Below are 23,967 nucleotides of genomic sequence, written 5' to 3' on the forward strand. Positions count from 1 at the left end.
TTAAAAAAAAACTCTAATATTAGATTATCTTTGTTTACCGAAAAGGTGATATTATGATAGTTGGAAATATAGTAAAAGAAGTGCTTGCATATAAGAAAGGGCAAATTCAGCAAAAGCTAAGTAGTCCACAAGCATTCGTTAGTAGTCGTTTTCAAGAGAAGTTGCAGAGTGAACCTGCGAAGGAGACGAAGGCTACTACGCAGCCGGCAAACATAGAAGATATGAGTCAGCCGGTACAATCTACGAAAATAGAAGCGGTTGTTAATAAGCCGGTAGAAACTATTAATAAAGTAGAGGAAGCGAATAAGCCTGAAGAAAAGGCTGAAACGAAGAAAGCAGATGAAGTGCAAGTTGCACAAAAAGAGTTTGAACGACGTTTCCCAGAAACGAAAAATGAGGCTGCTGATACGTGGGGATTAACGAAGAAGTATAATATTCAAAAAATACGTTCTTCCAATGAAGGGAAGTATGAGGATATTATTGATCGTGTAAGTCGTACATATGGAATTCCGAAAACGTTAATTCAAAAAATGATTGAGGTAGAGTCTAATTTTAATCCAAAAACGGTGTCACATGCCGGTGCGATGGGACTTATGCAGCTTATGCCAGCGAATGTGAAGGAGATGGGTGTGAAGAATCCCTTTTCACCAGCTGAAAGTATTGAAGGTGGCGTGAAAGAGTTAAGCGGTTATTTAAAGAAAAATAACGGCGACTTAGTATTGGCGCTTGCTTCTTATAATGCTGGTCCTGGTAATGTGAGAAAGTACGGAGGCGTACCGCCATTTAAAGAAACGCAAGGATATATTAAAAAAATATTAAATATCGACGTTTCAAAATAAGAAGTTTCATATATAGAGAGAACATGAAATTTTCGTGAACATGATATGGGAGTTGGCTAGATTTGAAATTACAAGATGATATTCCGTTAACAATTTATTTTGAAATCGGAAATACGAAAAAGAAAATTGAAGATCTGCTTCATATTACGAAAGGTACATTGTATCGTCTTGAAAATTCAACGAAAAATACGGTGCGTCTTATGCTTGAGAATGAAGAGATTGGAACCGGAAAGATTTTGACGAAGAATGGAAAGATGTACGTTGAAATCGTTGAATTGAAAAGGTAGGGAAGGGGATTGTCATGAGTGGCGAAAAATTAAGCCAAGAGCAAATTGATGCCCTGCTGAAGGCGGTAAATGAAGGCGAGGAAATGCCAGCTTTCGCACAAGAAGCAGGAAAGCAAGAGAAATTTCAAGAGTATGATTTTAATAGACCAGAGAAGTTCGGTGTTGAGCATTTACGTAGTTTGCAAGCGATTGCTTCTACGTTTGGAAAGCAGACGTCACAGACGTTATCAGCGCGTATGCGTATTCCAATTGAACTAGAACCTTCAACAGTTGAGCAAGTTCCATTTACGAGTGAATATGTGGAGAAAATGCCGAAAGATTATTATTTATATTGCGTAATTGATCTCGGTTTACCAGAGCTTGGAGAAATTGTTATTGAGATTGATTTAGCATTCGTTATTTATATTCATGAATGTTGGCTTGGCGGAGATAGTAAGCGTAACTTTACGATGCGCAGACCGTTAACAGCATTTGAGTTTTTAACGCTTGATAATATATTCTTGCTTCTTTGTAAAAATTTAGAGCAATCATTTGAAAGTGTTGTTGCGATTGAACCGAAATTTGTAACGACGGAAACAGATCCGAATGCATTAAAGATTACGACAGCGAGCGATATCATTTCATTACTTAACGTAAATATGAAAACAGATTTTTGGAATACGACGGTGCGTATCGGGATTCCATTCTTATCTGTTGAAGAAATTATGGATAAGTTAACGTCTGAAAATATTGTCGAACATTCTTCAGACAAGCGTAAAAAGTATACGTCTGAAGTGGAAATGAAAGTAAATCAAGTGTACAAACCTGTTCACGTTGCAATTGGTGAGCAGAAAATGACAATGAGTGAGATTGAACAAATTGAAGAAGGCGATATTATTCCGCTTCATACGAAAGTTTCGGATGAATTACTTGGTTATGTAGATGGAAAGCATAAATTTAATTGTTTTATTGGAAAAGATGGAACGCGTAAGGCGCTCCTATTTAAAAGTTTTGTAGAGTAGGAGGATCCATATGAAGCATGAAGTATCTCCCGTGTCATTAATGGGATTAGAAGATTTTGCAGGAAAGCGAAATGAAGCAGGTAAAGCACATATTGATACTGTTTCAGATATTTCGATTGAACTTGGTGTAAAGCTTGGAAAGTCATCTATTACACTTGGTGATGTAAAGCAGTTAAAAGTTGGCGATGTTCTTGAAGTAGAGAAAAACTTAGGACATAAAGTAGATGTGTATTTAAGTAATATGAAAGTCGGCATCGGTGAAGCAATCGTAATGGACGAGAAATTCGGTATTATCATTTCTGAAATTGAAGCTGATAAAAAACAAGCGGCGCTTATGAAAGCGCAAAGTCAAATGCAAGATAAAGAGTAGAGGAGGAGTCATATGTCGTATATGACGACCTTATTTCAAGTCGTTTTACTGTTTGGTGCGCTCGGTTACGGTGCATATTATATGACGAAAAAGACGCGCAAACAGCAGTTTTTTAAGCAGGGTGAAAATGGACATATTCAAGTAAAAGACGGCGTGTATTTAAATCATCAAACGAGTGCCTTTTTATTTGAAGTGGACGGAAAGCAAGTGTTCACTGTTATTAGTAATAACGGTGTGCAGTCTGTGCAATTAACCGGAACAGGAAATCAGTTTCAACAAGCACTAGAAGACGCGGTAAAGACTGAAACGAAAAAAGTAGAGGATCCATCATGAGAATAAAGAAACAGTTATCATTATTAGCCGTTATTTTCGTATTTTCTATCGTTTTTTCAATTATTTTTGTAAATCCAGCGTATGCGGCCCCGAACGGTTTTATTAATTTCGAAAATGGAAAAGAGTTTACGAGTAATTCAAGTGTACAACTATTTGCGCTCGTTACCCTTTTATCATTATCTTCTTCTATCGTTCTATTATTTACACATTTTACTTATTTTATGATCGTTCTTGGGATTACACGTCAAGGACTTGGGGTAATGAATTTACCACCAAACCAAGTGCTTGTTGGACTTGCATTATTTTTATCACTCTTTACGATGCAGCCTGTACTCGGGCAACTGAAGAGCGATGTGTGGGATCCGATGACGAAAGAGAAAATAACAGTAAGTCAAGCTGCTGAAACGACAGCTCCTATTATGAAAGAATATATGTCAAAGCATACGTATAAGCATGATTTAAAAATGATGCTGAAAGTACGCGGAGAAGAGTTGCCGAAAGATTTGAAAGATCTTTCACTATTTACGCTCGTACCATCCTTTACGTTAACGCAAATTCAAAAAGGTTTACTAACAGGGATGTTCATTTATTTAGCGTTTGTATTTATAGATTTGATTATTAGTACACTTTTAATGTACCTCGGGATGATGATGGTACCGCCGATGATTTTAAGTTTACCGTTTAAAATACTCGTTTTCGTATATTTAGGTGGATATACAAAAATCGTCGATATTATGTTTAAGACGGTCGCCTGAAGCGCTTGATGCTATGTGATAGGAGTCATATAAATGAATACGTCACCAATTATAGATATTTTTCAAACCTTTTTTTATAAAGGGGTTATGATTTTAATGCCGGTTGCCGGCGTAAGTATGATTGTCGTTATTATCATCGCTGTCATTATGGCGATGATGCAAATTCAAGAGCAAACGCTGACGTTTTTACCGAAAATGGCGAGTATTGTCCTCGTTATTATCATTTTAGGTCCGTGGATGTTTCAAGAGTTAACGACGCTTATTTTAGATTTATTTGATAAAATCCCATCGCTATTGCGTTCGTACTAAGATAGGTGAACTGAAATGAATATGGAATTATGGGCGGCAACGTTTTTTGCGTTTTGCCGCATTACTTCATTTTTATATTTTTTACCGTTTTTCTCAGGACGATCTATTCCGGCAATGGCGAAGGTTACAGTTGGACTTGCTCTTTCAATTACAGTGGCTGATCAAGTGGATGTCTCTCACATCAAGACAGTTTGGGACGTTGCAGCTTATGCAGGAACGCAAATTGTAATTGGATTATCACTTTCAAAAATCGTAGAAATGCTGTGGAACATTCCAAAAATGGCCGGGCATATTTTAGACTTTGATATCGGTTTATCACAAGCAAGTTTGTTTGATGTAAATGCGGGCTCACAGTCTACTTTACTATCAACCATTTTTGATATATTTTTTCTCATTATTTTTATTTCACTTGGCGGCATTAATTATTTCGTTGCCACGATTTTAAAGTCGTTTCAATATACAGAGGCGATTTCAAAATTGCTGACGACTAGTTTTTTAGATAGTCTACTCGCAACGCTATTATTTGCGATCACATCAGCGGTTGAAATTGCTCTTCCGCTCATGGGAAGTTTATTCATTATTAACTTTGTTCTTATTTTAATTGCAAAAAACGCTCCGCAATTAAACGTTTTTATGAATGCATACGTAATTAAAATTACGTGCGGTATTTTGTTTATTGCGATGAGTGTACCGATGCTCGGTTATGTGTTTAAAAATATGACGGATGTATTACTTGAAGAGTATACGAAACTATTTAACTTTTTCTTAACGAAGTAGGGGGACGCGCATGGCAAAGGATAATAAAACAGAAAAGGCCACCCCGCAGAAGCGTAAAAAATCGCGTGAAGAAGGGAATATTGCCCGGAGTAAAGATTTAAATAATTTATTTTCCATTCTCGTATTAGCAGTTGTCGTTTATTTCTTCGGAGATTGGCTCGGGTATGAGATTGCGAATTCCGTAGCGGTGCTGTTTGATCAAATTGGAAAAAATACAGATTCAACCGAGTATTTTTATTTAATGGGGATTTTATTACTGAAAGTATCGGCTCCGATATTAATACTCGTATACGCTTTTCATTTATTCAATTATATGATTCAAGTCGGGTTCCTATTTTCTTCTAAAGTCATTAAACCGAAAGCATCACGTATTAATCCGAAAAACTATTTCACGAGACTGTTTAGTCGTAAAAGTTTAGTAGATATTTTGAAATCACTGTTTTATATGGGATTAATCGGTTACGTCGCTTACGTTCTTTTTAAAAAGAATTTAGAGAAAATCGTGAGCATGATTGGATTTAACTGGACTGCGTCACTTACTGAAATTATTAGGCAAATTAAATTTATTTTCTTAGCAATTTTAATTATTTTAATCGTTCTTTCTATTATTGATTTCATTTATCAAAAATGGGAGTACGAGCAAGATATTAAGATGAAAAAAGAAGAAGTGAAACAAGAGCATAAAGATAATGAAGGGGACCCGCAAGTAAAAGGGAAACGAAAAAACTTTATGCATGCAATCTTGCAAGGAACAATTGCGAAGAAGATGGATGGCGCAACATTTATTGTAAACAACCCGACTCATATTTCGGTCGTACTTCGTTACAATAAACACGTTGATGCAGCACCAATTGTCGTTGCAAAAGGGGAAGATGAGCTCGCATTATATATACGAACGCTTGCCCGTGAACAAGAAATACCAATGGTGGAAAACCGTCCGCTTGCTCGTTCTTTATATTATCAAGTCGAGGAAGATGAGACGATTCCAGAAGATTTATACGTAGCTGTAATTGAAGTTATGCGCTATTTAATTCAGACGAACGAACTTGAAGTATAATAGCGCGTTTGGAGGAGATCTCTTTGTTTAAGATAGAGTCTGCAAGAACCTATTTTTCTATCTTTTTAGCAGCGTCATTCGTAGTGGCGCTCTTAATTCCACTTCCACCATTTATACTTGATATCATTATCGTTTTTCTACTAAGTATGTCAGTGCTTATTTATATGCGAGCGACAAGTATTAACGAGTGGGATGAATTAAAGTCATTTCCAACGATGCTGTTATTAATCGGGATTTTCCGCGTATCGATTAACGTTTCGACGACGCGAGCGATTTTGACAGATGGAAATGCAGGTCATGTTATTGAAGAGTTCGGCCAGTTCGTAATTGGCGGAAACTTATTAATTGGTATCGTTATTTTTACAGTATTAATCATATTCCAGTTTATCGTTGCAAACGGTGCGTCTCGTACAGCTGAAGTTGCAGCTCGTTTTACACTTGATTCTTTACCAGGGAAACAAATGTCTATCGATGCTGATTTAAACCAGCGTATTATTTCAGAAAAAGATGCACAAGCAAAACGAAAAAAATTAAATATGGAAACAGAGTTTTACGGGGCGATGGATGGTGCCGGAAAGTTCATTAAAGGGGACGTTATTTTCGGGATTGTCATTTTATTCGTAAACATTATTTTCGGTTTAATTGTCGGAATGATGCAGCAAGGGATGAGCTTTGCAGATGCGGCTCTTCATTATACACAGTTAACTGTCGGTGACGGAATCGTAAACCAAATTGGATCGCTTATGCTTGCGATTTCAACTGGTATTATCGTAACTCGTGTATTTGACGGTTCACCGGATACAGTAACAGAAGGTATCTTTAAAGAGTTATTAGCGCATGAAGTCGTTGTATATGCGCTCGGTGGTTTATTTATCGCAATGGGTATTTTTACTCCGCTACCGTTTCTACCATTCGCACTCGTTGGCGGAACAATTATCTTCTTAGGAATTCGTAATAAAAATCGAATAAAGAAAGAAAAAGAAGACGAGCTTCAAAAAGAAATAGAAATGATCCAAGGCGAAGATGAGCAACTGCAACAAGTAGAAGATTCATTTGGAGTATTTACGGATAAATATCCAATTATAGTAGAACTCGGTTTAGATTTAGCAGCACTTGTAAAGCAGAAAATTAACGGGGAAACAGCTCGTGATAAAGTTGTTCTTATGAGGAAGTCAATTATTACTGACCTTGGTATTAACGTTCCTGGAATTAACTTTAAAGATAATACGAGCTTTAGGCCACGCGGACGTTACATTATTCGAATTAAAGGTGCGAAGGCGGCTGAAGGTGTTTTAAAATCAGGTTATTTATTAGCACTGAAAACACCAAACGTAATGGCTGATTTAGATGCAGAGCCAGCGAAAGATCCAATTTTTGGTGAAGATGGATATTGGATTTTAGAACATATGGTGCAAGATGCACAAATGAAAGGCTATCAAGTGTTAGAGCCACTTAGCATATTAATTACACATTTAGATGTTGTCGTTAGACGTAATCTTCATGAATTAATTCAGCGCCAACATGTAAAAGACTTAATTAACTCGCTTGAAAATGATAATGGCGTTCTATTAGAAGAGATTAAGAAAAAAGAAATTGATTTATCACTCGTTCAAAATGTTATTAAACAACTTCTAAAAGAAGGTATTTCTATTCGTGATTTACCAACAATTATTGAAGGTATTATTGACGGCAAAGAAATTTATCAAAACCACGTGGATGGTGTAACATCATTTGTTCGTGAATGTATTTCAAAAGTTATTTGTGAAAATGCGAAAAATCCGGACGGAAAAATATATGCAGCGCTCTTCTCTGATTCAATCGAGTTAGATGCGGATGTTGTGAATAATTCATATCAAGGTTACTTATTAAACTGGGATTTAGATTTAGAAACACGTGTCGTTGAGCAAGTGCAGCGCGTCTTTAAGCAAGCACGTTTAATGGGAAGAGAACCAGTGTTATTAACACGTAGAAAAGATTTTAGATTTGCGATTGTAAGACTGCTAGAACGTTATCAAGTGGAAGCACAAGTACTTTGTATTAGTGAATTAGCACCAGAAATTGTTGTGGATCAAATTGCCTATATTGAATAGTAGGGGGTGAAGTAATGGAAAGTACAGAAAAGAAAGAAGCGTTAATGCGAATAAAAGCAGCTTCGAAAAATGAATTGTATCGAAAGTTATTTGACCAATATGGTACAGATTATTATTACGTTGTCGATGAAAGTGTAAAACGAAATATACCGTTTTTTTGGAAAAAGGATTATGAAATGTTAGTTGCATTTCCAGAAGAAAAACAGGAAGAAGTGAATGAAGGTACAGCTCAATTTCATGAACAATTAATGGATGTTGTGAATGATCCTTCAGAACAAATTGTGAAGGCAAATGGAATTCAATCAGTACTGCACAATTTAGAAAGCGTAACGACTCCTATGTCATACGCAGCAATGCAAACAGGAAATAGTGAAGAATGGGCAAGAAAAAAAGAAAAACTATTAAAGCTGTTTGAAAAAGGAATTGTCGTTGTGAAACAGACGAAAGAAACGGAAGTACCGAAAAAGAAAAAAGTTGTGAAACAAGTCGTTCCGGTAAAGAAAGAAGAAGTAGTTCCAAAGAAAGAAAATCAAGAATCTGTACCGTTTATTATTCAAAAAGTAATTCGGATGCTAGAACAAAACGATGTGGAACAATATTTCATTCATGCATATGCTGAAAAGTTAAAAATAAAGTTTGAAAATGCAACGATGATTACGGAAGAAGAAGTTATCAGGTACATATTGGAAGATATGAAATCTCATTTTAATACGGAAAACGTCTTTGAAAAAGAAGTACAAACAATTGCATTAATAGGTCCAACTGGCGTTGGTAAAACGACGACACTTGCGAAAATGGCATGGCAATTTCACGGTAAGAAAAAAACAGTTGGTTTTATAACGACCGATCATTCGCGCATAGGGACAGTGCAGCAATTGCAAGATAACGTAAAGACAATTGGATCTGAAGTAATTGCTGTGCGTGATGAAGCTGCAATGACAAGAGCGCTTACGTATTTTAAAGAAGAAGCACGCGTCGATTATATTTTAATTGATACAGCAGGGAAAAATTATCGTACGTCAGAAACAGTGGAAGAAATGATTGAAACGATGGGACAAGTAGAACCAGATTATATTTGTTTAACGTTATCAGCTTCAATGAAAAGTAAAGATATGATTGAAATTATTACAAACTTTAAAGATATTCATATAGATGGTATTGTGTTTACGAAATTTGATGAAACAGCAAGTAGTGGCGAATTGTTGAAAATTCCAGCAGTATCATCAGCTCCTATTGTATTAATGACAGATGGCCAAGACATAAAGAAAAATATACATATCGCTACAGCTGAACATTTAGCGAAACAAATGTTACAAACATCGTAGAAAAGAGGTGAAGAATAAGGCGCTTGCCTTATTCAAACGAATATGAACGGTCTTTATATAGGTTCTATGGGCATGATGAATTACATGCAGCGCATTAATGTTCATTCGAATAACGTTGCAAATGCTCAAACGACAGGATTTAAAGCAGAAAATATGACGTCTAAAGTATTTGATGTACAAGACACATATCGCCGCGGAGATGGGGCGGTAACAAATATCGGTTCGGTCGATTACGCTGTAGTACCAGCTGCAACGCATGTGAATTTAGTACAAGGAAATATACAAATAACAAATAGCGCTACAGATTTCTTTTTAGATGACGGCGCGGCCGGCACAACATCATTTTTCGTTACTTCTAAAAATGATGAAACGTTTTTAACGAGAGATGGTAGTTTCACATTAAATAGTGATCGTTATTTACAAACATCTTCAGGTGCTTATGTGATGGATGTTAATAATGAGCGTATTCGTATTCCAGAAAATGTTGAATTCTTCGTATCTAATAATGGAGAAATTTATAGAGAAGTTAACGATGGAACTTTGCAAAAACCAGATATTAAGAGAATAGTAATTGCACAGTTACAAACAAAAACAGTAGATGCAGAAACGAATGCACGTCTCGTGCAACGTGAAAACAAAAGCTTTACACTAGCAGAAGGAAACATTGCTAATTTACCGAACGGAACAGGAATAGTAAAAAATCATATGCTAGAAAATTCAAATGTTGATATGACGAAAGAGATGGCAGATCTTATGACAGATCAAAAGATGATTCAAGCATCACAGCGCGTTATGACGTCATTTGATAAAATTTATGAAAAAGAAGCGAATGAAATATTGAGATAGTGGACTCCTAATAAAGGAGTCTTTTATTAATTTTAAATTTCAGAATTATCAATTGACTTTGTAGAGCTTCTTTTTTATATTAGTAGGTATAACTATAACTACTAAAGAGGTGAGAGTATGACAACGGCATTATATTTAGAAGATGCATACAAAACGAGTTGCGAAACAGAAGTGATAAGAGTAGAAGGGAATAAAGTATTTGTAAAAGAAACAATTTTTTATCCAACTGGTGGAGGACAGGAATGTGATACGGGTGTCATTGTACAAGATGGGTCTGTATTTGAAGTTGAAAAAGTAAAGAAGGAGCAAGGAGAAATAGTTCACTATATAAAAGACGAAGCACAAGTAAAGTTAGGTCCAGTTAAATTAGAGATAAATTGGGAAAGACGTCATAATTTAATGCGTCATCACTCTTTACTGCATCTTATCGGAGCTGTTGTTTATGAAAAGTATGGAGCTCTATGCACCGGAAATCAAATTTATCCTGATAAAGCACGTATCGATTTTAATGAGTTACAAGAGTTATCGAGCGTGGAAGTAGAAGAAATTGTTGAGGAAGTGAATAAACTTATTAAGCAAAATAAAGAAATTTCCACTCGTTATATGAGCCGCGAAGAAGCAGAAAATGCTGTAGGAATGATTAAAACAGCAATAAATCTCCTGCCAACTACTATCCAAGAAATCCGCATTGTTACAATTGAAAATTTAGACGAACAAGCTTGTGGAGGCACACATGTGAAAAATACGAGTGAAATAGGAACACTTGTTATTGATAAAGTAAAAAGTAAAGGGAAGCAAAATCGTCGTTTTGAAGTAAGGGCGATTTAGATTGTGAGGGGTTACCGATGGATGAAATTATAAAGGAATTAAAAAAGTTAGGATTTTCTCAGTATGAATGTAAAGCGTATATTGGACTACTAAAACATTCCCCAGTAACGGGCTATGAAGTGAGTAAACAAACAGGAGTACCTCGTTCTATGATTTACGAGGTACTCGGTAAGTTAATGGATAAAGGAGCAGTGCATATTGTACCTTCTGAACCAGTTAAATATGTACCAGTACCAGCTACCGAATTAATGAATCGAATGCGAAAAGACTTTGAAAAGTCCTTTGAATTTTTAGATGAGAAATTAAATTGTTTAGAACAAGAGCGACAAATAGATGTAATTTCGCATATTCGTTCAAATGATCGTGTTTTGAAAGAAATATGCAATATAATTAGTAGAGCTAAGGAAGAGTTATGGGTTTCTGTATGGGAAGAACAAGTGCATGAAATTGAACCATACATTCATCAAAAGGAAGAGGAAGGCGTACATATATTTTCAATCTTATTTGGAGCTCCAGAAACAAAAATAGGAGCGACGTTTCATCATAATTATATGACGCCCCACGTTGTTGAAAAGAGAATGGGTGGTCATTTAACTGTTATTGCTCGTGATGGAGAGGAAGTATTAATTGCGAACTTCTCAAATGATAGCACTTCATGGGCCGTTACAACGTATGACCCAGCGCTAGTTCTCGTTGCTACAGAGTATGTGCGGCACGATATTATGGTTGAAGAAATCACAAAGGAATTTGGAGCTGATAAGTTAGATACGTTATGGCGTGAAAATATAGATTTAGTTCATGTCGTAACAGGAAAACGAACTTTAGAAGGAATGGAGGATGATAGAGATGAGTAAAGCTCAGGCACATGTAGCTTTGCAGAGTGACGATACATTTCAGCAAGGAGTAAAAGATTGTTTACCAACTGTATTTGGTTACTTGAGCATCGGTATAGCAGCTGGTGTAATTGCAAAAACAGCTGGTTTCTCCATCATTGAAATTGCGTTTATGTCCACTTTAATTTATGCAGGTTCTGCCCAATTTATATTAGCTGGTATGTATGCAGCGGGTGCTCCTGCTTCCGCAATTATTTTTACTGTATTTTTTGTTAACTTGCGCCACCTTCTTATGAGTGCTGCACTTGCACCGTACTTTACGAAAATTCCTCTATTTAAAAACTTAATCATCGGTTCGCAAATTACAGATGAAACTTTCGGCGTTGCAGTGCAGCATGCTGCGCAAAAAGGATATTTAGGTGAAAGATGGATGATAGGGCTTAATGTAACAGCGTATTTAAATTGGATTCTTGCTACTATCATTGGCGGGCTATTTGGTGAGTGGATACCAGATCCACATACATACGGCATGGATTATGCATTACCAGCGATGTTTATCGGATTATTTGTTCTTCAGCTCATAAGTAGTAAACCGAAACTAGCAATTCATTTAAGTGTTGCAATTGTAGCGATTATTATCGCATACGTTTCACACCTATTTATGCCAAATAGTATAGCGGTTATTATCGCAACCTTACTAGCTGCGACGATTGGAGTGTTGATTGAAAAATGGAAATGAGATTAGATGTATTATTACTTTTACTAGCAGCAGGAGCTGTTACACTCGTGCCACGTATTTTACCTCTACTTGTATTTAGCAAACTACAAATTCCTGACTGGGGTTTAAAATGGTTAAATTACATACCAATTGCGATATTAGCAGCGCTTTTAGCACAAGTTTTATTTATGCATGAAACGATGCAGTGGGATTATCTTATTGCAGCAATTCCAACATTTCTTGTAGCGATATATACTCGTAGTTTATTAGGTACAGTATTAACGGGAGTGATTGTGATTATTTTGTTACGTTTCCTTTTCTAAAAAGGATTACGCTCATATCATAGCGAAAAGTGTAATAACATGAAAAATATCGGGGTGGTGTTATGATACTTTTAACGATAGGAGCAATTTTGTTAACGTTATTTATTTTCTTTATTATCGGCTTTATTACGTTTATGATGTTTGTTGATAAGGCGACACCTCAAATATATTATACACCTTGTGAATCAGTGACAGTGAAAACTAAAGGTAAACATAGAAGGAAGAAAAGTTGAAAGTTGGCTTTTCTTCCTTCTTCTATTACATCCCCGAAAGAACTAACAACAATAACCCAAATAAAAAACTAGTCAAGGAAAGAAAACCGATACATATTGAGAATACACGATTATTCCCCATTCGCGCCAGAAAGTTATAAAACCTAAAATACAAAGGAAAAACCAAATGGGTAGGAATAGGAACTCACTAACTTTTGCGGGGAGTAGCGAATAAAAAGTTGTTACATATAAGATCCAATTAGTAAAAAATAAAATGCAAACGATAATAGATTGTAAGTAGAGGCGGTTGAAAAATCTCCTTTATAAGATTGTTTTTATCACGCATTAACAGCCCGATTGGTGAGGGGGAATAATCAGTGGAGTATTAACCCACCCCACTGATTGAAGTTTCACTTTACAAGAAATGAATCTATTAAATTGTATGCTTGTTTTGTAGAGTGCTCGTTATATTTTTCAGTGTACGGATTTAGAAATCCATGTTCACCGTGTAGTTGTTTTATTTCTAATAAAGGATTCTTTTGTTGCTGCAATGTGTGAATTAAAGAGGATACTGAAAAACTAGATTCTTTTTCAGGGAAAATAAGTAAGGTAGCACATGTTGGTTTTATATGAATATAGTCACGTATACGAGAACCGTAACATCCGATAATAAAATCAATTTTCGGATTGTTACTACATAGCCAGGAGATGGTAGCTCCAACACTAAAGCCGATAAGTCCAATATGTGTATAACTACTAGAAAGATGAGAAATGAATTCTTCAATTTGCTTTTTTCCATAATCAAATCCAATATGATTTACAAAATGTTCATATGCTTTTTCTTCATCACTATAATGAAATGCATGTTGTAATTGTAGAAGATTAGGACAGAATACGTCTATATGAGATGAAGTAAAGTGCTGGGTAACGTGATGCATATGGTCGTTCACACCATATATTTCATGAACAATAACGAGAGCTACTTTTTTCTTCATAGTTATAAATCGCCTCTATGAAACTTAAATTCTTTCTCAACAAGGCAAATACGCAGGTGGAAGTTTTCATACCAGTGCTCACGACCTCTTTTTTTCGCTTCTTTATGTAAGGTGTTCTTTTTCCAATTTTCAATTGCATCAAGTGATTCCCAATAAGAAATTGTTATTCCGAGCCCAGAATTACCTCGTGCACTTTCTACACCTAAAAATCCAGGTTGTTGCTTTGCGAGTTTTTCCATTTCTTCGGCAACGGTATTATAGTCAGTTGTATCATTTGATAAATTAGAAGTGAATATAACTGCATAATAAGGCTTGTTTTTTTCTAAATTAGATGCCATTATTTTTCCCCCTTAATGTATAGTACGAATAATTAATCCATAGTTTGTATTTTAGCAGGTCACAAAAAGAAAAGAAGTAGAAAATTCTTATTTTTTCAGCTCATGTAAAATAAAGGATAGAAGAAATTTATAATAAGTAATCTGAAAGAAGAAAAATGCCACTTCAAAAGAGAAGTGGCATTTCTTATATTTCCTCTAAGCTATTAACTGGAACAGTTAATTCGCGTCCTGGGTTTTTTACTTCATATATGCGGGCGGTTTCATTGCTTTCATCGACGTGTTGAATCATAACAGGCATGCCTTGAAAATTGACATTGGCTTGTTCTGCTGACATAGAAAGCTCTATTGCACGTTGTATATTCATTTATATTCCTCCCATCATTATTATCTTTGCTAAAAAAGAGGAATAATATACCATTTAGAGACATTCTTAAAGTTTTTGTATTATTTGTAATGTTTCTTTAATAAATGCAGAGAAAATAGAATCTGGATAAGATTGTATCATTTCATTTGCTTTTGTTGCTTCTTCAAGAGCTCTTGTTTTATCATTTAGTTTGACGTAACAAAGTGCACGATATGCACCTGCTGTTGTAAGCCACGCTTGATCCAGTGGATGGTTCATATAATCCGGTATAATACCACGTTGCAATGCTTGTAAAGCTTCTTCGTAACGTTTTAATCCGTACAAAGCCTTTCCTTTTTCAAGATAGTACAGTCCATCGTCTTGAAAAATTGGCTCATCTTTTAGTTTTTCTCGAAATTGTTCTAGATGTTTTAATGCGATTGTATATTCATTAGTAATTGTGTTGTAATAGTAAGCTTTTAAAATATCAATAATTGCGATGGATAGAATATCTTCTGTAAAAATGGCAAATTGCTCAGATTTTTTTATGTAATATAAATATTGTTCTTTATCAGCTGTAATGACTTTTTGGTAAGATAAAATCCGGTAAAATTCATCTGTTTTATAATACACTTGATGCTTTTTTGAAAATGCGAGTGCTTCTAATATCGTTTCTTCACATTTTTCATAATCGCCACATGCTAGTAAGATGATGGCTTCATATAAACATAACTCGATATGTATAATGAGATCCATTTCTAAATGTTTTTCCTCATAATCATTTCTAATATAATATATAAGTTGTAAACATTCAGCATACTTTTTACGCGTGAATATCGCAAAAGATAATTTTAATTTTGTTTCTGTACTGTCGCGATATAACTTATATTTTTCAAAAATAGAAACAGCTTTTTCTACGTAAGATTCAATGTTGTAATCTTTCATAATCGTCGCAGCAGTTACAAATTGTTTGTATAAGCGAGCTGTATTTAAAGTAGAAGGTAGCTCTGTTTGAACGATAGGTAGTAAAGTCTTGTATACTTCATCGCATTTATTTGCTTTTATTAATGGCTCCATTTTTTGAATGAGTTCCACAATTTCTCTTTCATCTTCTTCTAATAAAAAGCTCATTTCACATTCAAGTTTTTCCGCAATATATTGTAATGTTTTCATAGAAGGTGTAGCTTTTCCATTTTCAATTTGACTAAGCATACTTTTTGTCAGTTCCAAACCTGCCAGCTCTGTTTGTGTAAGCTTTTTTTCTTTTCTTAATGCTTTAATTTTTTCGCCGAGAGTTGCCATATTATTGCTCCTTTATATTTAAAAAGTTAAATTATATTTAACTTTATGTTGTGAAAATCGGAAAGTTGATTATATAATAAGTTTAACACAATTTAACTTTTAAGGGGAGAGAGTCAAAAATGGGAGATATAAGTATAGGACAACATGATTCAAGAATGAAGATTGCAACGAGAAACATCATTTTAATGATGATTGGAAAAATGACGTCTTTATTAGGCGCAGGTATTTATACGTTCGCAATGGGGTTATACGTATTAAAGACTACTGGTTCAGGGATGGGGTTTGCAACTACGCTCGTTTGCGGATCACTTCCAAGGATGATCTGTGGTCCAATTGCTGGTGCTGTAGCAGATCGCGTCAATCGAAAATGGCTTGTCATTGGTACTGATTTATTAAGTAGTTTAACGATGCTTAGTATGTTTATTCTTGCTACTATATTTGGACCATCACTTCTTTTTATTTATATTTCAGCAGCATTATTATCAATTTGTGCAAGTTTTTATTCCGTTGCATTAACTTCGTCTATTCCGAGTTTAGTAGATGAAGGACGTATTCAAAAAGCGAGTGCTTTAAATCAAACGGCGGCTTCTTTATCAAATATTTTAGGGCCGATTATTGGCGGAGTTGTATTTGGTTTCTTTTCAATTCAGTCGTTCTTTTTGTTGAATAGCATTACATTCTTTTTAGCGGTTATTTTGCAATTATTTATTGTATTTGATTTATATAAAAAAGAAGTGGCTGAGAGTAAAGAGCATTTCTTGACGAGTATAAAAGAAGGTTTTTCATATATAAAACGAAAACATGAAATATATGGTTTAATGAAAATAGCATTGTGGGTAAACTTTTTTGCGTGTGGTCTAACCGTTGCACTTCCATACATTATCGTACATACATTGCATTTATCTTCAAAGCAACTTGGTACTGTAGAGGGAATGTTAGCAGTCGGGATGTTAATTGGTGCGATTGCTTTATCGGTGCGTAAAGAAGTGAATAATCCGTTTCGTTCAATTTATACTGGACTGTTTTTGTTTGCAGGTTTAAGTTTATGTACAGTCTTTCCGTTGTTAGTTATCATTCCAAAAGTAGCAAGTTTTATTTACTATATTGCTTTTATGATGTTAACTGGTATAGCAATTATGATTGTAAACATTCCAATGCAAGTACATATGCAAAAAACGACAGATCCGAGCTACCTAGGGCGTGTGTTTGGCCTACTTGAAACAATTGCGACTGCAATCGCACCACTTGGTATGATTGTATATGGACTACTATTAGATATGTTGCCAACTAGCATTGTTATGATGACAATAGGCGGAGGTTTATTGTTAGTTGTATTAGTTGGAGTAAAGCAACATATGGCGAAAAAACAACTAGATGTGTCCGCTTAAAAATAAGAAAATAATAAAAATTTGACTTATCATTATAAAAATGACTAAATTAGTATTTTAGTTTTTGAAACTCTTTTTCATGTATGTTAAAGTAAAGTGAGCTTGCAAAGAAAAGGAGACAACAGCATGAAAAAATTAAGTTTTGTTATGCTTTTTCTATTAGTTGTAATGGTTGGATGTAGCAATTATGACACATATATTGAAACAGGTATGCAATCATTGAAAGATGAAAAGTATAGTGATGCAACAATGTGGTTCGAAAAAGCAGAAAAAGAGAAATCAGGAAATGAAGCCAAATCATATAAAGAAGTTGCTGAGAAAATGGATCACGGAGCAACAGCATTAAAAGACGGTAAGTATTTAGAAGCGAAAGACATTGCAAATGAAGTGTTACAAATGAAAAAAGACGATGCACTTGAAAAAGCTGTAACATCAAATGCAGAGAATATGCTTCAAAAAGCAAAAGATGTGGAAGAGAAAGTAAATGAAAGAGTGGCAAAGCGTAGAAAGGTAGAAGAAGAAGGAATCGATAAAATTATTAAAGCTGTCGATAGTATAGATGAAGTGAAAGAAAAAGAGAAGAAAGTATCAGAAGCATTAGATAAGGCTGAAGAGGCGCAAGCAAAAATTGAGGCAAAGAAAAATAAATAGATTTATAGTTTAAAAGGCTGTCGTGCATAACGACAGCCTTTTAATTTTTTGTTGCAAATGAAGTGATGCTCTGTAGTAAAAAAGAAATGATTTTAGAATTCCATCTGTCCTCATGATGAATCGTATAAATATTACGCTGAAATTCAAATTCAGGGATTGGTATATAGCATAGCTCATTTCGTTGTATTTCTTGTTCGATAGCAAGTTTAGAAATCAAGGCAATTCCATTACCATATTTTAAAATTTGTTTCATCGTTTCTAATGAGTCTAATTCAATTTCTGATTGGAATGTAATGTTATGCGCTAACGTCCATTGTGTAAGTAAATCTCTTGTTGTAGATGGGTTACGATGCAATAGTATGCGTTCCTTTTCTATATTTTGTAACGATACATTGTCTTTCTTTGAAAAATGATGTTCTTTGGAAAAGGCAAGAACAAGTGTATCGGGCATTATATTCGTTTGTTTTAAAAGTGGTTCATCAAATGGAGCAGCGGAAATTATCCCAAGATCGATTTCGTGATTTTGTAGCATCATTCGAATTTCAGGGGCTGTTTTCACTAGTAGCGTTATTTTTATATTGGGAAATTCACATTGAAATTGATGAACGACTGCTGGCAAAAGATAAGTCGCTGGTACATAACTAGCGCCGATTGTTATAGCACCTTTATGAAAATCTTTAAACTCTTGCGTGACACGTCTAGCTTCTTTCATAAGTGCATCTATTTTACAAGCATAATGGTGCAAAGCCTCACCAGCCTCTGTTAAGAAATACCTTCCAGAACGTAATTCAAATAAAGACACACCGAGTTCTTCTTCTAAGCTTTTTATATGAAAAGTAATAGTTGGTTGTTTAACGCCAAGTTTTTCTGCAACGATTGTAAGCTTTTTGTATTTCTTAATAAGTACTACAATTTCTAATTTTAAGAGATTCATTATGATGCCGCCTTTTTTATTTTAACTATAGAAAAAATCTATAGAAATAAATAGTTTATTAGAAGTTTTTTAATTTAATCTTTACAGTACATTAACATTCAGTATAAATCTTCCATATAGAATGAAAGCAGGTTAAGAATGAGGGGAGAGAGGTGAGACGATGGATATTAAAATTAATGGATTAGAAAAAACATTTGGAAAAACACAAGCGTTAAAGCCGTTGCAGATTGTAATGAAACAAGGGGAATTCACTACACTTTTAGGACCTTCGGGATGTGGGAAAACGACTTTACTTAGAATGATAGCAGGACTTGAAGAACCGGATAAGGGAGAAATATATTTTGGAGACCAGTGCATGTATTCTGCTACAAAAAAGATAAAGACATCTCCTCATGAACGGAATATCGGTATGGTATTTCAAGATTTTGCTTTATGGCCGCACATGACTGTTTTTGAAAATGTTGCATTTGGTTTAAGAGCTACAAAGCAAATGAATCATTTACGAGAAAAAGTAGAGGATGCGATAAAGCGAGTTCGCCTGCAAGGTATGGAGAAAAGGTATCCACACGAACTTTCTGGTGGACAGCAACAACGTGTCGCATTCGCTAGAGCAATTGTAACAAAACCTCATTTTATTTTGTTTGATGAACCGCTAAGTGCACTCGATGCAATTTTGCGAGAAGAAATGAGAATAGAGCTTATGGATATTGTTCATTCCATTGGTTTAACTGCACTGTATGTTACTCACGATCAAACAGAAGCAATGTCAATGTCAGACCAAATTATTGTCATGAAACAAGGAGAAGTATTACAAAAAGGAACACCGGAAGATATTTATGTGAAACCGTCTCATGAATTTGTTGCCAAATTTGTTGGTAAGGCGAATTGGTTTGTAGAGGGGAAAAGAATGATTCGTCCAGAGCATGTGAGTTGGACAAAAAATGATGTGTGCGAAATGTATACAGGTGAAATTCAGCATGTTACATATGTAGGAGAACGTTATGAAGTGAAAGTAAATATGGGGACTTTAGGCATCTGGACAGCCTATCACAATAGTAAGCTAAGCATCGGGAAACCAGTATCGTTATATGTACCAAAAAAATGTATTCATCATATAGGGGGAGAATCGTATGAAGAAATTCAGTTCGCTTAAGTCTTTATTTGTATGTACTTTACTATTTTCTACTGTAGTAACAGGTTGTAGTTCAAAGACAGGTAATGCAGATGCAAAAAGTAAAAATATGAATGAAAAGAAAATTGTTGTATATAGTGCAGGGCCAAAAGGGTTAGCAGAAAAAATTCAAAAAGACTTTGAAAAGAAAACTGGTATAAAGGTGGAAATGTTTCAAGGGACAACTGGTAAAATTTTAGCGAGAATGGAAGCTGAAAAGAAAAATCCAGTCGTTGACGTTGTCGTACTCGCTTCCTTACCAGCGATGGAAGGATTAAAGAAAGAGGGTCAAACGTTAGCTTATAAAGAGGCGAAACAAGCTGATAAGCTGCGTTCTGAATGGTCAGATGATAAAGGCCATTATTTCGGGTATAGTGCTTCAGCATTAGGGATTGTGTACAATACAAAAAATGTGAAGACGGCGCCTGAAGATTGGAGCGATATAACGAAAGGAGAATGGAAAGGGAAAGTGAATCTTCCAGATCCAGCACTTTCAGGTTCAGCTTTAGACTTTGTAACAGGATACGTGAAAAAGAATGGACAAGATGGATGGAATTTATTTGAGCAGCTTAAGAAAAATGAAGTTACAGTAGCAGGAGCAAACCAGGAAGCGTTAGACCCAGTTGTAACAGGTGCGAAAGATATGGTCATTGCGGGTGTTGATTATATGACGTATAGCGCAAAAGCAAAGGGTGAACCTGTTGATATCGTATATCCAAAAAGCGGAACAGTTATTAGCCCACGTGCAGCGGGGATTATGAAGGATAGTAAAAATGTTGAAGGTGCAAAAGAGTTTATTGATTATTTATTATCCGATGATGTACAAAAACAAGTTTCTAAAGCGTATTTATTGCCTGGTAGAACAGATATAAAAGCTGAAAATAGACCAAATATAGAAGAGATTCCAGTATTAAATATTGATTGGAAAACAGTTGAGAAAGAGCAAAATGAAATAGGAAAACAATTTAAGAAAGTATTTCAATAAGATGGTGATTCCATGGTAAATCGATTCGTATCAGTAAGACAAGTTGGAATGACGGTAGCGTTATTACTTGTGGCGATGTTAATCGTCATTCCACTTTTTCTTATTTTATTTTCTAGTGTATATGAAAATAGCAGTTGGAATTTTTTAAAGCCTTTTGAAGTGATGCAGAGTGGTGGATTAGCGGGGATTTTTCTAAATTCGATGCTTCTAGGTGTACTCGTTGTAATAGGAGCTACAATATTTGCATTTCCATTGGCATTTATTATGAGCAAAACAGATGTAGGAAAGTATAGTAAGTTAGATATTGTTTTTATGATTCCATTTATGACACCGCCTTATATTGGATCGATGGGCTGGATTTTGTTCATGCAACCTAACGGCTATTTTGAACAATTTTTTCCTATGCTAAAGACAGTTTCATCATCGTTTTTTAGTTTAGGAGGTATGGTCTTAATTATGAGTCTGCATTTATTCCCATTTCTTTATTTCATGCTGAAAAACACGTTACTTCAGATTGGGAGTAGTAAAGAAGAAGCTGCAGCAGTTCATGGCGGAAGTTTTTTCTATCGCTTAAGAAAAATAATATTGCCGTTATTAGTATCAAGTTATGTAATGGGTGCTTTACTCATTTTCGTAAAGACGATTGCTGAATTTGGAACACCGGCTACATTCGGACGTAGAATAGGATTCCACGTGTTAACATCAGAAATTCATAAATTTATTTCGAGTTGGCCAATTGATTTTAGTAGTGCAACAGCATTATCTTCTTTATTACTTAGTGCTTGTATGCTCATTTGGTATATGCAAAATGTATTGAATCGAAAGTATTCATATGCAATGGTTAGTGGAAAAGGTGTGAAATCAAAAAGATATACTTTGTCTATATTTACGCGCGTTGTAGCATGGATGTATGTAATTGGTTTATTAATCGTATCAATTGGAATTCCATACTTTTCTATACTTATTGCTTCTTTTTCAAAATTAAGAGGCGGCGGTTTACATGTAAATAACTTTACAACAAGTCATTATGAGGCATTGTTTACAATAGGGTCTCCGGGATTAGAGGCTTTATGGAATAGTTTTCTTTTTTCACTCGTAACAGCGATTATTGCGGTAATTATTGGAGTCTTTTTGGCACTTATGATTCGAAAGGGGAAAAAAAACTCTGAAAAATGGCTTGATATGTGCGGTATGTTACCGAATATGGTACCAGGAATCGTTATGGTTGTAGGTCTTATTCTATTTTGGAATTCACCATATATGCCTATGTCAATTTATAATACACCAATTATGGTTATCATAACGTATGTTGTTCTGTTTTTACCTTACACGGTGCAATATGTAAAATCATCACTCGGACAAATTGATGATTCTCTCGTACAGGCAGGAAGTATTTTTTCGGGAAATTATATTTATATTTTTAGAAAAATAATATTGCCTCTTATTATCCCAGGCATTCTTGCCGGATGGGCGATGACATTTACAATTTCAATAAGAGAGTTAGTAGCATCACTTCTCGTATTACCTCCATCAGTAGAAACGTCAGCAACTTTTATTTTTGCTCAATTTGAACAGGGTGAAGTATCTATAGGAATGGCGATGGCCGTTGTTTCTGTTGGACTTACAACAATGTGCTTATTACTGCTGCAACATATGGAGCAAAAACGAAAAGGGGTAGCATGATGAGAATGGAAGTATGGGGAGGAGCAGGGGAGTACGGTCGCTCCTGCTATTTTGTAAAAAATAAAGAGACGAAAATATTATTTGATTGTGGTATTAATCGATCATATGAGAATAGTTATCCAAAAATAGAGGGAGAAGTTGTTCCATTTTTAGATGCGGTATTTTTATCACATATTCATGAAGATCATACGATGGGTTTACCTTTATTGGCGAAGTATGGATATAAGAAAAAAATTTGGACGACTCGTTATACGAAGGAGCAACTGCCGTTATATTATGAAAAATGGAGAAACTATAATGTGATGCAAGGGTGGAAGTTACCTTATAGCGACCAACATATAAAAGATTTAAATTATGTATGTATTGATGAGATTAGTAATCCAAATGAATGGATACAAATTACTCCTACATTGCGGTTTCAGTGGGGGTATAGTGGGCATGTATTAGGAGCTGTTTGGTTTTTAGTTGATATGTGTAATACATACGTATTTTATTCAGGCGACTATTCAGCAGAGTCTAATATACTACGAGCTAATTTACCTGAGAAATTGGGCCACAATATAAAAATCGCAATTGTAGATGCCGCTTATCACACAGATGATGTTTCGCAAAATGAAAGATTAGACGATCTATGTGCAGAAATTGAACGAGTTATGCAAAATAAAGGAATAGCATTATTACCGCTGCCACAACTTGGTAGGGCGCAAGATATAGTATTGTATTTATATGAACGATATAAAGAATTTCCGCTTATAGTAGATAAAGAAATTTTGGCTGGATTTGAAGAGATGTTCATATATAAAGATTGGATAAAAAATAATGAAGAACTTAAACGGATTATGGAGAGTTTAAAAAGAAGCATAATAGTGATGGATAATGACATTAGTATGCAAAATAGTTACGGAATAGTTGTAATGAGCGATGCGAATATGCAAACGAAACGAGCACAGTTATACTATGAACAGCTTCGGAATGAAAAACGGAATGCCATTATTTTTACTGGGCATATTGCGAAAGGGAGTTTTGCAGAAAGAGTTATGAAAGAACATGTAAGGAGTACATGTAGGGTGAAGCGAGTTCCGTATAAAGTTCACCAAAGTATAAGAGACGTTAAAGAGATGTTAAATACATTATTACCAGAACATACGGTGCTAGTGCACGCTTTGAAAGAGGATACGGATCGATTACAACAAAAGCTAAGTACAGCAGGATATGAAAATGTATATTCACTTGCAATGGAACGTATAGAAGTCATTTGAAATGTAAAGGGGATA

28 protein-coding genes and 1 pseudogene are annotated in these 23,967 nt (G+C 35.1%); 23 read left to right on the plus strand and 6 right to left on the minus strand.

Translation table 11 applies throughout. The features are described from left to right. Positions 1-53: 53 nt before the first annotated feature. The 17 genes from MHB52_RS09000 to MHB52_RS09080 all read left to right on the plus strand — a co-directional run bounded on the left by MHB52_RS09000 (position 54) and on the right by MHB52_RS09080 (position 12,924). Entirely contained in the window at positions 54-839 is a 786-nt protein-coding gene (locus tag MHB52_RS09000; RefSeq protein ID WP_061663682.1) for a lytic transglycosylase domain-containing protein, read from the plus strand. Between the two features lie 62 nt (positions 840-901). Next, positions 902-1,126 carry a flagellar motor switch protein FliN gene (locus tag MHB52_RS09005; RefSeq protein ID WP_000775712.1) on the plus strand — a complete coding sequence of 75 codons (225 nt, stop codon included), beginning with the start codon at positions 902-904 and terminating at the stop codon, positions 1,124-1,126. Positions 1,127-1,140: 14 nt separating this feature from the next. After that, positions 1,141-2,127, plus strand: a complete 987-nt coding sequence (gene fliM, locus MHB52_RS09010; RefSeq protein WP_000012356.1) for a flagellar motor switch protein FliM — start codon at positions 1,141-1,143, stop codon at positions 2,125-2,127. Positions 2,128-2,137: 10 nt separating this feature from the next. Further along, on the plus strand, positions 2,138-2,497 hold the full coding sequence (fliN, locus tag MHB52_RS09015; RefSeq protein WP_000680010.1) for a flagellar motor switch protein FliN: 360 nt from the start codon (positions 2,138-2,140) through the stop codon (positions 2,495-2,497). Positions 2,498-2,509: 12 nt separating this feature from the next. Beyond that, positions 2,510-2,830, plus strand: coding sequence for a hypothetical protein (locus MHB52_RS09020; protein ID WP_000121178.1), 321 nt, complete (start codon positions 2,510-2,512; stop codon positions 2,828-2,830). After that, positions 2,827-3,585, plus strand: coding sequence for a flagellar type III secretion system pore protein FliP (locus MHB52_RS09025; protein WP_001220582.1), 759 nt, complete (start codon positions 2,827-2,829; stop codon positions 3,583-3,585). The genes MHB52_RS09020 and MHB52_RS09025 overlap by 4 nt, the downstream gene beginning before the upstream one ends. Positions 3,586-3,618: 33 nt before the next feature. After that, the gene (locus MHB52_RS09030) at positions 3,619-3,894 is read left to right on the plus strand and encodes a flagellar biosynthetic protein FliQ (RefSeq protein ID WP_001098085.1); all 276 of its coding nucleotides are present in this window, start codon (positions 3,619-3,621) and stop codon (positions 3,892-3,894) included. Positions 3,895-3,909: 15 nt separating this feature from the next. Further along, positions 3,910-4,671: a flagellar biosynthetic protein FliR gene (locus MHB52_RS09035; RefSeq protein ID WP_001055718.1), complete on the plus strand. Its 762-nt coding sequence runs from the start codon at positions 3,910-3,912 to the stop codon at positions 4,669-4,671. Between the two features lie 10 nt (positions 4,672-4,681). Beyond that, entirely contained in the window at positions 4,682-5,728 is a 1,047-nt protein-coding gene (gene flhB / locus MHB52_RS09040; protein ID WP_001040114.1) for a flagellar type III secretion system protein FlhB, read from the plus strand. A 23-nt stretch (positions 5,729-5,751) separates the two neighbouring features. Then, entirely contained in the window at positions 5,752-7,818 is a 2,067-nt protein-coding gene (gene flhA, locus MHB52_RS09045; protein WP_000472585.1) for a flagellar biosynthesis protein FlhA, read from the plus strand. 14 nt (positions 7,819-7,832) lie between these two features. After that, a complete protein-coding gene (flhF, locus tag MHB52_RS09050; RefSeq protein WP_061663681.1) occupies positions 7,833-9,143 on the plus strand; it encodes a flagellar biosynthesis protein FlhF in 1,311 nt (436 codons plus the stop codon). Positions 9,144-9,185: 42 nt separating this feature from the next. Next, positions 9,186-9,989, plus strand: a complete 804-nt coding sequence (locus MHB52_RS09055; RefSeq protein WP_080451611.1) for a flagellar basal-body rod protein FlgG — start codon at positions 9,186-9,188, stop codon at positions 9,987-9,989. Between the two features lie 117 nt (positions 9,990-10,106). Next, a complete protein-coding gene (locus MHB52_RS09060; RefSeq protein ID WP_000205394.1) occupies positions 10,107-10,817 on the plus strand; it encodes an alanyl-tRNA editing protein in 711 nt (236 codons plus the stop codon). Positions 10,818-10,834: 17 nt separating this feature from the next. Continuing rightward, entirely contained in the window at positions 10,835-11,671 is an 837-nt protein-coding gene (locus MHB52_RS09065) for a TrmB family transcriptional regulator (protein WP_061663680.1), read from the plus strand. Next, the gene (locus MHB52_RS09070; RefSeq protein ID WP_000030481.1) at positions 11,664-12,389 is read left to right on the plus strand and encodes an AzlC family ABC transporter permease; all 726 of its coding nucleotides are present in this window, start codon (positions 11,664-11,666) and stop codon (positions 12,387-12,389) included. The genes MHB52_RS09065 and MHB52_RS09070 overlap by 8 nt, the downstream gene beginning before the upstream one ends. Further along, positions 12,380-12,691 (plus strand): AzlD domain-containing protein, encoded by a 312-nt coding sequence (locus MHB52_RS09075; protein ID WP_000425943.1) that lies wholly within the window; start codon positions 12,380-12,382, stop codon positions 12,689-12,691. The genes MHB52_RS09070 and MHB52_RS09075 overlap by 10 nt, the downstream gene beginning before the upstream one ends. A 62-nt stretch (positions 12,692-12,753) precedes the next feature. Then, positions 12,754-12,924 carry a DUF3951 domain-containing protein gene (locus tag MHB52_RS09080; RefSeq protein ID WP_000602236.1) on the plus strand — a complete coding sequence of 57 codons (171 nt, stop codon included), beginning with the start codon at positions 12,754-12,756 and terminating at the stop codon, positions 12,922-12,924. A 25-nt stretch (positions 12,925-12,949) separates the two neighbouring features. Here the strand turns inward: MHB52_RS09080 and MHB52_RS09085 are convergent. The 5 genes and pseudogenes from MHB52_RS09085 to MHB52_RS09105 all read right to left on the minus strand — a co-directional run. Next, a pseudogene (locus tag MHB52_RS09085) lies at positions 12,950-13,218 on the minus strand (hypothetical protein); the annotation flags it as partial. Between the two features lie 95 nt (positions 13,219-13,313). Continuing rightward, positions 13,314-13,898, minus strand: coding sequence for a dienelactone hydrolase family protein (locus MHB52_RS09090; protein ID WP_000730923.1), 585 nt, complete (start codon positions 13,896-13,898; stop codon positions 13,314-13,316). Between the two features lie 2 nt (positions 13,899-13,900). Continuing rightward, on the minus strand, positions 13,901-14,236 hold the full coding sequence (locus MHB52_RS09095; RefSeq protein ID WP_000157878.1) for an antibiotic biosynthesis monooxygenase family protein: 336 nt from the start codon (positions 14,234-14,236) through the stop codon (positions 13,901-13,903). Positions 14,237-14,420: 184 nt separating this feature from the next. After that, positions 14,421-14,600 carry an H-type small acid-soluble spore protein gene (locus MHB52_RS09100; protein ID WP_001025731.1) on the minus strand — a complete coding sequence of 60 codons (180 nt, stop codon included), beginning with the start codon at positions 14,598-14,600 and terminating at the stop codon, positions 14,421-14,423. A gap of 66 nt (positions 14,601-14,666) precedes the next feature. Next, positions 14,667-15,881 carry a helix-turn-helix domain-containing protein gene (locus tag MHB52_RS09105; protein WP_061663679.1) on the minus strand — a complete coding sequence of 405 codons (1,215 nt, stop codon included), beginning with the start codon at positions 15,879-15,881 and terminating at the stop codon, positions 14,667-14,669. 119 nt (positions 15,882-16,000) lie between these two features. Here MHB52_RS09105 and MHB52_RS09110 point away from each other — a divergent pair, with 119 nt between their 5' ends. After that, the gene (locus MHB52_RS09110; RefSeq protein ID WP_000502481.1) at positions 16,001-17,269 is read left to right on the plus strand and encodes an MFS transporter; all 1,269 of its coding nucleotides are present in this window, start codon (positions 16,001-16,003) and stop codon (positions 17,267-17,269) included. Between the two features lie 126 nt (positions 17,270-17,395). After that, positions 17,396-17,920 (plus strand): DUF4398 domain-containing protein, encoded by a 525-nt coding sequence (locus tag MHB52_RS09115; protein ID WP_016117528.1) that lies wholly within the window; start codon positions 17,396-17,398, stop codon positions 17,918-17,920. A 40-nt stretch (positions 17,921-17,960) separates the two neighbouring features. Here MHB52_RS09115 and MHB52_RS09120 read toward each other — a convergent pair whose 3' ends face one another. Beyond that, on the minus strand, positions 17,961-18,854 hold the full coding sequence (locus MHB52_RS09120) for a LysR family transcriptional regulator (protein ID WP_001050594.1): 894 nt from the start codon (positions 18,852-18,854) through the stop codon (positions 17,961-17,963). 160 nt (positions 18,855-19,014) lie between these two features. On the opposite strand from MHB52_RS09120, the gene MHB52_RS09125 reads away from it, so the two are divergent. Genes MHB52_RS09125 through MHB52_RS09140 form a run of 4 tightly spaced genes read left to right on the plus strand, consistent with a single transcriptional unit; the run spans position 19,015 to position 23,952 of the window. Beyond that, on the plus strand, positions 19,015-20,007 hold the full coding sequence (locus MHB52_RS09125; RefSeq protein ID WP_016117529.1) for an ABC transporter ATP-binding protein: 993 nt from the start codon (positions 19,015-19,017) through the stop codon (positions 20,005-20,007). Further along, complete coding sequence (locus MHB52_RS09130; RefSeq protein WP_061663678.1) at positions 19,985-21,010, plus strand: ABC transporter substrate-binding protein; 1,026 nt, start codon at positions 19,985-19,987, stop codon at positions 21,008-21,010. The genes MHB52_RS09125 and MHB52_RS09130 overlap by 23 nt, the downstream gene beginning before the upstream one ends. Positions 21,011-21,022: 12 nt before the next feature. After that, the gene (locus tag MHB52_RS09135) at positions 21,023-22,693 is read left to right on the plus strand and encodes an ABC transporter permease (protein ID WP_061663677.1); all 1,671 of its coding nucleotides are present in this window, start codon (positions 21,023-21,025) and stop codon (positions 22,691-22,693) included. Continuing rightward, the gene (locus tag MHB52_RS09140; protein ID WP_061663676.1) at positions 22,690-23,952 is read left to right on the plus strand and encodes an MBL fold metallo-hydrolase; all 1,263 of its coding nucleotides are present in this window, start codon (positions 22,690-22,692) and stop codon (positions 23,950-23,952) included. The genes MHB52_RS09135 and MHB52_RS09140 overlap by 4 nt, the downstream gene beginning before the upstream one ends. Positions 23,953-23,967: the final 15 nt, after the last annotated feature.

This window comes from Bacillus sp. FSL K6-0073, from assembly GCF_038006085.1.
GTDB lineage: Bacteria > Bacillota > Bacilli > Bacillales > Bacillaceae_G > Bacillus_A > Bacillus_A cereus.